The following is an 11,175-nucleotide window of genomic DNA, read 5'->3' as shown; positions in this document are numbered from 1 at the left end:
GGGGTGACCGGGGTGAGGGTGGCGTCGGGGCGGGCGGCGAGGTCACGGACGTGTTCGTCGCTGATGATGCCGTGTTCGTCGAGGAATCCGACCCCGGGTGCTCCGGCGAGGGTGGCGGCGTCGGTGACCACATGGATCACGACTTCGGCGCGGACGGCGTCGAGGACGCTTTGCGGGTCGGGGATGTCGGCGGTGCACTCCTGCTCGTTGTCGTCGCATTGGCACTCGAATGGCGTGCGGGTCAGCAGGGCGAACATCGCATCGGATCGTCGTATCCCTTGGGTGCGGCCGTCTCGTTTGCAGACGGAGTCGGCGAGGATGGCGACGGCTTTGGCCGAGATCCGCACATTCTCCGCCGACATCACCGCGGTGAGTTCGGCAGTGCCGTCGGGCAGTTCGTGGGTCCACACCCCACGCTGATCCATCGCGTCTTTGCGGCGTTGCCGTACCGCGTCGGGGTCGTGGCGGAAGACCAGGCGGTCGACCATGTCGCGCAGGCGCGCCCGATCCCACACACCTGTTCGGCGGCGCACAGTGTCGGCGATCTCGGCATCCAACGCGGGGGTGATGGGGTCATCGGTGGGGATCAGTTCGGTGCGGGAGATGACCAACCGGATCTGCCACTGCGACAGGACCCCGTCACGCAGCGTGTCCGCTACCTCGGGTAGCCGATCCCGTAGTGCGATGGCCTCGTCGATCAGGGTTTCGGCGTGCCGGCGGGACACCCCGGCCTGGCGGGCGATACGGGCGGCGCAGTCGGCGTGACCGTCCATGACGAACCCGGACGCGCTGGTGGTGATCAGGCGGTCGGTCATCGCCGCGATCGTCTGATAGCGGTGCCAGGCGAGGTAGGACTCGCCGCGCCGGGAGGCGTCGAGGCCGGCCATCAACATCACCATGTCGGTCTCGGCCGTGTGGGCAGGATCGACCCCGGCGACGAACTCGCTCGGTAGATCGGTCCACGCCTTCACCACGCCCCCCCGACGCCTGTTCGACCCACCCCTTTCCGGGGTGTGTTCTGTTACCAACCAATCTAAACCCGACCACCGACAAGAACCGGAGGGTCGACTCGCTGGGCGGTCTGGTAGTCAGAAGTATTGGTGTGCAGACCGATTCGTGGGATTTGGCCTGGAGTGGGCTCGGTTCGTCTGGTCGCCAGGTGGTTTCGACACGGCGACTCGCCTAGCGGCTCGTTGCCGGCTCAACCAGCGGAGCGGGGTGCCGGCTCAACCAGCGGAGGGGGGTATCGGCTCGACCAGCGGAGGGAAGGGCTGGTCGCCAGGTGGTTTCGACACGGCGACTCGCCTAGCGGCTCGTTGCCGGCTCAACCAGCGGGGGTGGGCGACTCGCCTGGCGGCTCGTTGCCGGCTCAACCAGCGGAGGGCGCGGCGAAGGGTCCTGCCACGCATCGCAACAGGACCCTTCGTGACGCTCGCAAGCTCGCTCCTCAGGGATCGGAGGGTGACGCTCACAAGCTCGCTCCTCAGGGGCCGGAGGGTGACGCTCGCAGGCTCGCTCCTCAGGCTCAGCGGGCGAGCTTGAGTACCTCGCCCCAGCCGATCCGCGAGCCGGTGCGCAGGATGGACCGCTGGTAGATCCGCGCGGCGATCCAGGTGGCCGCAGCACAGGCGGCGCCCATCAGGCCGAAGGTGACGATGATCTGGACGGCATCGGTGTCGCCGGTCGCGATGCGCATCGGCATGAGCGCCGCGCTGAACGGCGGTATCCAGCTGAGCACCTCGATCAACGTCGAATCCATCGCCTGCACACCGAAGATGCCGGAGTACAGCACCGCCACCGCGAGGAATGTCAGCGGCGCGGACGACGAGTTCAGCTCCTCCTGCCGGGAGACGATGGCCCCGGTTGCCGCGTAGAGCGAGGAGAAGAACAGGAAGCCGAGGATGAACCAGGCGATCACCGCCGCGAACATCCCGATGGCGGCGCCCGGAAGGGTGAGGATTCCGGTCGCGGTTCCCGCGATCAGCGCGGTGGCACCGAGCAGTACCACCTGCCCGAGGGCGACCACACCGATGCCGATGATCTTGCCCCACAACAGATGCAGCGGCTTGATGGTCGCCAGGAGCAGTTCTACGACGCGCGACGTCTTCTCCTCGACGACGCCGACGGCGACCATCGTGCCGCCCATCATGATCGCGGTGACGAGCAGCACCACGCCGACCATCGCGATGAGCAGGCGCTGTCCCTCGTCTGGGTTGTCCGGTTCGGTCTGCGAGACCGAGATGTCCACGGTCGGCAGGGCGGCGGCGTCGACACCGCGTTCGGCCAGTGCCGCAGAGAGATTCGCCTGCGACACCGCGGTGCGGATCGGGCCCTCCACAGCCGGTTCGAGGCTGTCCTTGGTGATGATCACATACGATCCCGGCGTCTCTCCGGGCACCAGCGCGGCCTTCACGTCGCCGCTGTTGACCCGATCGCGTGCCTGTTCGACGGTGTCGGCCGGCTCGGTGGCGATCGTCGTGCCGGAGGCCTCACCGACGGAGACGATGGATTCGGTGACGGCGGCCGGCTGACCCACGACGGCGACCTTCTCGACGTCGTCGCCGCCGGAGAACAGGTTGATGATGATGGACCCGGCGACGATCACGATCATCAGCAGCGCGGTACTGACGACGAAGGACTTGGTCTTGGCGCGCGTGGTGATCTCGCGGCCGGCGACGAGTCGGATCGCCTGTGCGGCAGATGCTCTCGGATCGGAACCGGTGGTGGACACCGGGGTGTCGGGTAGCGTGGTCATGCGGAAACCACCTCTCGGAACAGGTCGGTCAGGGACGGGGTCGAGGTCGCGAACCGGTGCACCGGCCCGTTCTGGAGGGCGGTCGCCAGGATCAGCTGATCGTCGGCGATCTCAGGGTCGATCAGCAGGCGGGTCATCTCGCCGTAGTCGACGCCGCGGACACCGGGCAGGGAGTCGGCCCACGCGACATCGGCACGCGGCCCGGTGATCTCGAGCGTGATGCCCTCGCGTGCACGCAGGTCGTCGACCGTGCCGAGGGCGCGCATCTCACCGCGCGCGATGATGCCCACCCGGTTGCAGAGTCGCTGCACGAGGTCGAGTTGGTGCGAGGAGAAGATCACCGGGATGCCCTCGGCAGCCTTCTCTTTGAGCACGTCGCTCATCACGTCGACGGCGACGGGGTCCAGGCCCGAGAACGGCTCGTCGAGCACCAGGACGCTGGGATCGTGGACCAGGGCGGCGGCGAGCTGGACCCGCTGCTGGTTGCCGAGGCTCAGGTCGGCGACGTTGTCGTCGTAGCGCCCGCCCACGCCGAGGCGGTCGGTCCAGCGTTGTACGGAGTCCTGCGCCTCGGCCGCCGACATCCCATGCAGCCGTGCGAGAAAGGTCAGCTGTTCGCCGACCTTCATCTTGGGGTACAGGCCCCGCTCCTCGGGCATGTACCCGATCCGCCGACGCAGGTCGAGGTCGATCGTCTGGGTGCCGAGGCGAACCTCTCCGGCGTCGGCGGCCAGTACGCCGAGGATGATGCGCATGGTGGTGGACTTGCCGGCGCCGTTGCTGCCGACGAACCCGAAGATCTCGCCGGGGTCGACGGAGAAGGTCATGTCGCGCAGCGCGATGAGGTCTCCATAGCGTTTGTGGAGCCCGTCGACGATCAGTGGTGCGGTCATTGCGCACTCTCCTCACTGGGGATGGTGGTCGGGTCGGATGTCGATGACGCGAAGTCCTCGGGATCGGGATCGGCCATCCACCAGGCGGTGAGCATGGTCGGTACGCAGATCGCGGCCAGGACGAGCGTGATGAGCAGGATGGCCGATCCGTAGACCGCCTGGCCGGACACCTGGTCGTCGAAGCTGAGGACGACCAGCACCGCGTACGGGATGAACATCAGGCTGTACAGAACGGTGAAACCGATGGAACGCGCCGAATTGCGTTGCGCCACCTGGATCTCGTCGAGGGCGGTGACCGGCGTGTCGGCGATCGACCCGGTGACGATCCGTGTCAGGTACAGGGTCGTGATGATGCCGGCGAGTCCGATCAGGAAGGGCACCAGAAAGATGCCGGTGTCGAAGAACGCGAGAATCGAGCTGAGGATCAGCAGGATGGCGAAGAACGCCTGCACGAGCACGAGCCGTCGATAGGTTCGCCGGGTGCGCCACGAGGTGAGGCGGTGGGCGTTCTTGTCGTTGAACTCCTGGTGCCGGCGGCCCCGCCACTCCTCGTAGCGGCGCCAGAGGGCGGGTGTGGCCTCCTCGGGGATGGCCGAATTGGGGTCGTTCATCGTTCACCTCCGGACTCGTCGGTGTGGGTGGCTGGATGCAGGTCTTGACGTGGCGACGATTCGCGCCGGTACAGTGCCGACGACATCGCCCCGAACTCGTGCCGGCTGAACACCGCCTCCACCGGTAAATCGAAGACGTCGCAGATGCGGAACGCCAGGTCGAGGCTGGGGTAGTTGTCGCCGCGCTCGAGTGCGCCCACCGATTGGACGTTGATGCCGACGACTGCGGCGAGTTCGGCCCGCGACATCCGACGCTCCGCCCGCAGCACGCCGATGCGGTTGTAGATGGGGAGCTTTTCCCCACGGCGTATTGGACTCACCTGACTCAGTGTTGTGAAAACACAACACCTTGTCAAGTGGTGGCAACTACTTCGCGCCCCCGCGGGAACGTGAGGGCACCCCGAGCAGCTCGGCCGCGACCCGTGCCGCCTCCCGTCCGGCGCGGTTGGCCCCGATCGTCGAGGCCGACGGGCCGTAGCCGAGCAACTGGATCCGGGGATCGGCGTCGACGACCGTCGCGAGGCGGCCGGACATCGTGATGCCGCCACCCGGCGCGCGCAGGCGTAACGGGGCGAGATGGTCGATGGCGCTGCGAAAGCCGGTGTTCCAGAAGATGACGTCGACATCCAGATGCTCCGGGACGTCCGGGTGATCGGGGGAGTCGCCGGATGGTCCGTCGCAGTCCCAGCACACCCCGGTCTCGGTGGTGCGTGTGAACATCGGACGCCACGCGAGGATTCCGTCGCGCTGCGCGGCCGCGATCGCGGGGGTGAGTGCCAGCCCGGTCACCGACACCACCGAGGTGGGCGGGAGCCCGGCGCGCACCCGCCGTTCGACGCGGGCGACGGCCTCGCGCCCCTGCTCGGGGGTGAACGGTTCCGGGTTGAAGACGGGCTCGCGCCGGGAACACCAGAACGTCTCGCTGCCGGGCGCCTCCCGGGCGATCTCGATCAGCAATTGGATGGCGGAGATGCCCGCGCCGACGACCAAGACGCGCTTGCCCTCGAACTCCGCGGGTGAGGTGTAGTCGTGCGTGTGCAGCTGCCGGCCGCGGAAATCGGCGGCCCCGGGGATATGTGGGATGAACGGACGGTCCCAGGTGCCGGTGGCGTTGACGATGAGTTTCGAGGTGACCGACCCGCCGTCGCCCAGCTCGGCGCGGAAGCCGTCGTCCTCGCGGCGCACGGCGCGCACGTGCACGGGTCGATGCACGGTCAGGCCGAACTTCTCCTCGTACCGCCCGAAGTACTCGGGGACGGCGGTGGCCGCCGGGAGCTCGTCACAGTCCAGGCCGAGAGCCTCGACGAGGCCCCACCCCGGCAGGTCGTGGACGCGGTTGGCGGTGGCGAGGGTGAGCGTCGGCCACCGGAACTGCCAGGCGCCGCCGGGCCCCGGGGCGTGGTCGAGCATCTGGTAGCGATCGCCGAGGCCGAACCGCTCGAGAAAATAGGCCGCCGACAGTGCGGCCTGTCCGCCGCCGATGATCAACACATCCGAGTGCGGTGCGGGCGCTGCGCCGGCCGGGGAGATCTGCACGTCCCCACCTTGTCACGACGTGTCGAATGGGTGCGGTGGGTAGGTTGGGGCCCATGATTCACTCCACCACCGACGGGGCGGTCGTCACGATCGAGCTGGACCGGGCCGACAAGCGCAACGCCCTGAACGACGAGATGCTCGCGGGCCTGTCCGATGCGTTCGACGCCGCACTCGGGTCCGGCGCACGCGCCATCGTGGTGACCGGGCGGGGGCCGGTGTTCAGTGCCGGCGCCGACCTGTCCGGTCCCGTGTACGAGAAGGGCTTTCTCGACACCCTCGTCGGGACACTGAAGAAGATCGAGTCATCCCCGGTGCCCGTGCTCGCGGCGCTGAACGGCTCCGCGATCGGCGCAGGATTGCAGCTGGCGATGGCCGCCGACCTCCGGGTGATGGCGCCGGATGCGATCGCGGGCATACCGGCGGCGAAACTCGGTGTCGCCGTTGACGAATGGACCATCCGACGCCTGGTGTCGCTGGTGGGGGCGGGGCAGGCCCGGGGGATGTTGATCGGGTGCGATCCGCTGACCGCCGACCGTGCGCACGCACTCGGGTTCGCCAACCGCATCGGCGACCTCGCCGACGCGCAGCACTGGGCGGAGACGATCGCCGGCCTCGCCCCGTTGACGCTGCAGCATTACAAGCTCGTCCTGAACGGCGACGGTGCGCGCGACGCCGCGCCCGAGGATCGGGCGGCGGCGATGATGCGTGCGTGGGAGAGCGACGACCTGCGGGAGGGCCGCGCGGCCCGGGCCGAGAAGCGTCCGCCGCGGTTCACCGGGTCCTGACCCGGAGGCCGACGCTACCGGCGGTGGATCGGTCCGTCGCCGGCGTGCAGCGGTGCGCCGGTGGCGCCGTGCCGCTCGGCGATGAGTTGCGCCGCGATGGCGACTGCGACCTCGCCCGGGGTGTGCCCGCCGAGATCGAGGCCCAGGGGTGAGCGCAGCCGGTCGAGTCGGACGTCGTCGACGCCCGCCTCGCGGAGGCGTTGGTCGCGATCGGCGACCGTCCGCCGCGACCCGAGTGCACCGACGAAGCCGAGTTGCCGGCAGCCGAGTGCCACCTGCAGGGTCGGTACGTCGAATTTCGGGTCGTGCGTCATCACGCAGACCGCCGTCGACGGACCCGCCCGGCCGTCCTGGATCTGTTCCGCCAGATAGCGATCCGGCCAGGAGACGACGACCTCGTCGGCGTCGGGGAAGCGTTCGGGGGTGGCGAACACCGGTCGTGCGTCGACGACCGTCACCCGCATGCCGAGACCGGCCCCGATCGAACTGAGTGCACGCACGAAGTCGTTGGCGCCGACCAGGATCAACCGGGCCGGCGGCCCGAAGGTCTGCACGAAGGTCCGGGGACGTTCGTCGGACGGGGCATCGCAGTCGTCGATGCCGATGAGGCCGCTCCGGCCGGTGGCGAGGAGGTCGGCGACGTCGCGGTCGAGGCGGCGCCACGGCTGCTGTGAGGCGGCGGTGGCGAAGTACCAGTCGGTCTCGTCGGTGAGGGTCGTGGCCCACGAGACGGGTTCGCCGGCATCGATCGCCGCCGCGAGTCGGTCGAGCTGGCCGCGCCGACCGCTGCTCGGTGCGACACGTTCGACGAGAACTTCGATCTGCCCGCCGCAGGTCAGACCCGGCGCGGGACTGTCGGGGTCGTCGATGCCGTACTGTTCGACGATCGCGACCCCGTCGGCGAGGACGTCGCGAGCGGTGTGCACGAGAGCTGATTCGACGCAGCCACCGGAGACCGAACCGATCACGGTGTCGTCCTCGGTCACGATCATGGCCGCGCCGAGCTCGCGGGGTGCCGATCCCGACGCGCCGACGACCCGGCAGAGTGCGACCGGACGCGCGTCGTCGCCGTCGAGAAGTTCGGTCAGGGACCGCAGGACGTCGCGCATGTTCTCCAGTGGACCAGATCTCCCCGACTGCGGCCACGTGGGCGGCGGCCGGCCGACGTCACGACTTCTCGATGATCCCGGGGGCGCTGGCCGAACCCGCCGCACGGTAGCCGAACATGCGGCTGAGATCGGCGGCCGCAGAGACGACGGTCGCGGTCAGCTCCTCCGTGTCGTCCGGGTCGAGCCGATAGCGCGGGCCGGAGACGCTCAGGGCCCACACGATGGTGCCCGTGTGATCGCGTACCGGTGCGGCAATCGCCACCAGGCCGACCTCGAGTTCCTCCACCGCCATCGCCCAACCCCGGCGCTCGACCTCGCGCAGGTCGGCGACGAGGTCGTCGATGTCGACGACCGTGTGGTCGGTGAACCTGGTCAACCCGCCCGCGAAGGTCTCGCGCACCTCGTCTTCGGACAGACCTGCGAGCAGGACCTTCCCCGAGGACGTCGCGTGAGCGGGGGAGGCCTGGCCCACCCAGGTGCGGAGGGCGACCGCGGACGGCCCTTTGGCCTCGACGACGTTGATGGCCTGCGACTCGGCGAGGACGGCGAGATTGGTGGTCTCACCGGTCTGCGCGGCCAGCGCGTCACAGGTGTCCTGCCCACATCTGGTCATGTCGAGGGTTGCCATCGTCGACCCGGCGAGGCGGACCACCGTGAGGCCGATCCGGTACTTGCGACCGTCCGGTACCTGCTCGACGAAACCGCGTGCCTCGAGTGACGAGACGATTCGGGAGACGGTGGATTTGTGGACGCCGAGCTCGACGGCGAGTTCGGTGATGCCGGCCGACCCGGCGGACCCGATGAGCTCCAACACCTGCAGTGCCCGATCGACCGCGCCCCCCGGACGTTCGGTCTCCGCACTCTGCTCAGTCATCGCAGCGCCCAGGGTACCGGTCGGGGCGGGTGGGACCGGAACCGCGTCGCGAACCGCGGCAAGCCGTCCCGGGCGGGTCACGGGCGTCGGTGGGTACCCGGAACCGCTCATCTCCGGATCCGGGTCATCTGAGGATCGACCACCGGGTCGGCGATGACGACGGCCGTGTGATGGGTGGTCTGGTAGGCGACGTCGACCGAGGTGTCGTCGGGGAGGTCGGCGGGCAACCAGGCGTAGGCCAGGCACGCGCCGACCGTCGCCGACCACCCGGCGCTGGTGACGTAGCCGACGACCCGGCCGCCCACCGATACCGGCTCCTTGCCCAGGACGACCGCCGCCGGATCGACGAAACGCAGGGTGCGCAGCGTGTTCGGCGCATCACGCTCGGCCAGGGCGGCGCGGCCGAGGAAGTCGTCCGCGGTCTTGCGGATGGCGAAACCGAGCCCGGCAGCAGCGGGCGTGTGCTCGGTGGTCATGTCGGAACCGGCCGCCCGATAACCCTTCTCGATCCGCAGGCTGTTGAAGGCGATCCGGCCGGCCGCGATGATGCCGTGGGGATCGCCCGCCGCTGCCACCGCGTCCCACAGCGCCGGTCCGTCGGCCGCGGAAGTGTAGATCTCCCAACCGAGTTCGCCCACGTACGAGACCCGCATCAGGGTCACCGGGATTCCGGCCACGGTGGTGGTGAGCGCACGGAAGTAGCGGAGGCCGTCGTTGGTGAGGTCGGCCGGCGTGAGCGGTGCCAGCACGTCGCGCGCCAGCGGGCCCCAGAGACCGAGACAGCAGGTGGCCGTGGTGATGTCGCGCAGGACGACCGAGCCGTCCGCCGGGAGGTGCCGGTTGATCCAGTCGAAGTCCAGCGGACCGTTGGCGCCCACCTGGAACACGTCGTCGGCGAGCCGGGCGACGGTCAGATCCGAACGGATGCCGCCCTTCTCGTCGAGCATCAGCGTGTAGGTCACCGAACCGACGGACTTGTCCATCTTGTTGGTGGTGAGGTGTTGAAGAAGGGCGAGCGCACCCGGACCCGACAGCTCGAACCGGGTCAGCGGGGTCATGTCGTACATCGCGACGTGGCTGCGGGTATGCGCCGCCTCGGCGACGGAGACAGGCGACCAGTGCCGGGCCGACCAGCTGTCGCGCTCCGGTACGACGAGCCCGTCGGCGAGCTTCTGATCGAGCAGCGGACGGTTGGCCTCGTACCAGGCGGGCCGCTCCCAGAGTCCGCTCTCCCAGAATTCCGCTCCGAGTTCGGCCTCGCGATCTTGGAAGGGGCTGAGACGCACGTTGCGCGGGGCCTTGCGCTGATCGTGCGGGTGGATGATGTCGTAGACCTCCACGAAGGCCTGCGAACTCGTGGTCAGGATGAAGTCGTCGGTGAGTGCGTCGTCTTCGAAGCGGTACAGGTCGGTCTCGTGGACGTCGACACCGGGAATGCCGTCGATCATCCACTCCGCCATCGTCTTCGCGACGCCCGCCGAGTGGGTCACCCACACGGCCTCGGCGACCCAGAAACCGGCCAGGTCGCGATGTTCGCCCATGACCGAATAGCCGTCGGGGGTGAACGAGAAGATCCCGTTGAAGCCCTCCTCGACCTTGCCGTTGCCGAGTTCGGGTAGAAGGGCCACCGAGTGCTGCCACGCGTCGTCGAAGTCCTCCGGGGTGAACATGAGCTTGGAGGGCATGTCCGCCAACGTGATCGCGGTGTCGTGGTCCAGATCGCCCACGTCCGAGGGCATCGGCCGGTGACCGTAATAGCCGATGCCGATCCGGTCGCCGTGTTCGCGGTAGTACAGGTCGCGGTCCTGGTGGCGCAGGATCGGCAACGTCGCCTCGGCCAAAGCGGAGTTGACGCCCCTGCGAGAGGCGACGGGGGTGGTGATCGCGTATTGATGGGCCATCGGTACCAACGGGATGGTCAGTCCCACCCGGCGGCCGAATTCGCGGCCCCAGAAACCGGTGCAGCACACCACGATGTCGGCGTCGACGACTCCGGTCGAGGTGCGCACCCCGCGCACCTCGCCGTTGGCCTCGACCACGTCGATGACCTCTTGTCCGCCACGGAACTCGACGCCGCGCGCCATCGCGCGGCGGGCCTGGGCCTCGACCGCGCGCAGCGCTTTCGCGAGGCCGTCGTTCGGCGTGTGCAAGCCGCCGAGGACGGCATCGCGTTCGAGGAGCGGATGCATCGCAGCGCATTCCGCGGGGTCGACGAGTCGGTGTTCGATGCCACGAGCGGCCGCCCACCCGGCCTTGCGATGCAGGTCCTCCCACCGTTCCGGGGTGGTGGCCACTTCCAGTCCGCCCACCGGGTTGAAGCACCAGCCGTCGGGATGAGTGAGCGCGGAGAACTTCTCGATCGTGTAGGAGGCGAGCGCGGTCATCGTCTTGGACGGATTCGTCGCGAAGACGAGGCCCGGCGCATGCGAGGTCGACCCGCCTGTGGCGAAGAGCGGGCCGCGGTCGAGGACGGTGACGTCGGTCCAACCGCGCTCGGTGAGCTCGTCGGCGAGTGAGGTACCGACGATGCCGGCGCCGACGATCACGACTTTCGGTGCAGCCATGGGGAACAATCCTTTTCGGGCAGGTGTGGGGTCTGTAGGAGCCGGGTC

At 68.9% G+C, this 11,175-nt stretch carries 10 protein-coding genes; 1 reads left to right on the top strand and 9 read right to left on the bottom strand.

Annotated features, from left to right (window positions below; translation table 11 throughout):
- From JW364_RS11260 to JW364_RS11235, 6 genes are all read right to left on the bottom strand, one after another.
- On the bottom strand, positions 1-974 hold a 974-nt coding region (locus tag JW364_RS11260), incomplete at its 3' end, for a DUF222 domain-containing protein (RefSeq protein ID WP_205334518.1).
- 551 nt (positions 975-1,525) lie between these two features.
- Complete coding sequence (locus JW364_RS11255) at positions 1,526-2,755, bottom strand: ABC transporter permease (RefSeq protein WP_065630772.1); 1,230 nt, start codon at positions 2,753-2,755, stop codon at positions 1,526-1,528.
- Positions 2,752-3,648, bottom strand: coding sequence for an ABC transporter ATP-binding protein (locus tag JW364_RS11250; protein WP_065630773.1), 897 nt, complete (start codon positions 3,646-3,648; stop codon positions 2,752-2,754). Before JW364_RS11250 ends, JW364_RS11255 begins: the two co-directional genes overlap by 4 nt.
- Positions 3,645-4,259 (bottom strand): hypothetical protein, encoded by a 615-nt coding sequence (locus JW364_RS11245; RefSeq protein WP_065630774.1) that lies wholly within the window; start codon positions 4,257-4,259, stop codon positions 3,645-3,647. Before JW364_RS11245 ends, JW364_RS11250 begins: the two co-directional genes overlap by 4 nt.
- Positions 4,256-4,579, bottom strand: a complete 324-nt coding sequence (locus JW364_RS11240) for a helix-turn-helix transcriptional regulator (RefSeq protein WP_065630775.1) — start codon at positions 4,577-4,579, stop codon at positions 4,256-4,258. Before JW364_RS11240 ends, JW364_RS11245 begins: the two co-directional genes overlap by 4 nt.
- 46 nt (positions 4,580-4,625) lie before the next feature.
- Complete coding sequence (locus JW364_RS11235) at positions 4,626-5,795, bottom strand: NAD(P)-binding domain-containing protein (RefSeq protein WP_205333577.1); 1,170 nt, start codon at positions 5,793-5,795, stop codon at positions 4,626-4,628.
- Between the two features lie 53 nt (positions 5,796-5,848).
- On the opposite strand from JW364_RS11235, the gene JW364_RS11230 reads away from it, so the two are divergent.
- Positions 5,849-6,580: an enoyl-CoA hydratase gene (locus JW364_RS11230; RefSeq protein WP_137810982.1), complete on the top strand. Its 732-nt coding sequence runs from the start codon at positions 5,849-5,851 to the stop codon at positions 6,578-6,580.
- Between the two features lie 14 nt (positions 6,581-6,594).
- Here JW364_RS11230 and JW364_RS11225 read toward each other — a convergent pair whose 3' ends face one another.
- From JW364_RS11225 to JW364_RS11215, 3 genes are all read right to left on the bottom strand, one after another.
- Positions 6,595-7,689, bottom strand: a complete 1,095-nt coding sequence (locus JW364_RS11225; RefSeq protein WP_159370298.1) for an XdhC family protein — start codon at positions 7,687-7,689, stop codon at positions 6,595-6,597.
- Between the two features lie 58 nt (positions 7,690-7,747).
- Positions 7,748-8,563, bottom strand: coding sequence for an IclR family transcriptional regulator (locus JW364_RS11220; RefSeq protein WP_068972052.1), 816 nt, complete (start codon positions 8,561-8,563; stop codon positions 7,748-7,750).
- A 107-nt stretch (positions 8,564-8,670) separates the two neighbouring features.
- A complete protein-coding gene (locus tag JW364_RS11215) occupies positions 8,671-11,127 on the bottom strand; it encodes an FAD-dependent oxidoreductase (RefSeq protein ID WP_068972042.1) in 2,457 nt (818 codons plus the stop codon).
- Positions 11,128-11,175 lie beyond the last annotated feature (48 nt).

Origin of the sequence: Gordonia sp. BP-119 (assembly GCF_016924115.1) — a bacterium.
GTDB classification, from domain to species: Bacteria; Actinomycetota; Actinomycetes; order Mycobacteriales; family Mycobacteriaceae; genus Gordonia; species Gordonia hongkongensis.
Note: the sequence above shows the minus strand (reverse complement) of the source record. Positions and strands in the feature narration are given on the sequence as shown.

Excerpts from the sequence above, each read along its gene's own strand:
- JW364_RS11220 (WP_068972052.1), bottom strand. The coding sequence starts at position 8,563 with ATGACTGAGCAGAGTGCGGAGACCGAACGTCCGGGGGGCGCGGTCGAT.
- JW364_RS11255 (WP_065630772.1), bottom strand. The coding sequence starts at position 2,755 with ATGACCACGCTACCCGACACCCCGGTGTCCACCACCGGTTCCGATCCG.
- JW364_RS11230 (WP_137810982.1), top strand. The coding sequence starts at position 5,849 with ATGATTCACTCCACCACCGACGGGGCGGTCGTCACGATCGAGCTGGAC.
- JW364_RS11245 (WP_065630774.1), bottom strand. The coding sequence starts at position 4,259 with ATGAACGACCCCAATTCGGCCATCCCCGAGGAGGCCACACCCGCCCTC.
- JW364_RS11250 (WP_065630773.1), bottom strand. The coding sequence starts at position 3,648 with ATGACCGCACCACTGATCGTCGACGGGCTCCACAAACGCTATGGAGAC.
- JW364_RS11215 (WP_068972042.1), bottom strand. The coding sequence starts at position 11,127 with ATGGCTGCACCGAAAGTCGTGATCGTCGGCGCCGGCATCGTCGGTACC.
- JW364_RS11225 (WP_159370298.1), bottom strand. The coding sequence starts at position 7,689 with ATGCGCGACGTCCTGCGGTCCCTGACCGAACTTCTCGACGGCGACGAC.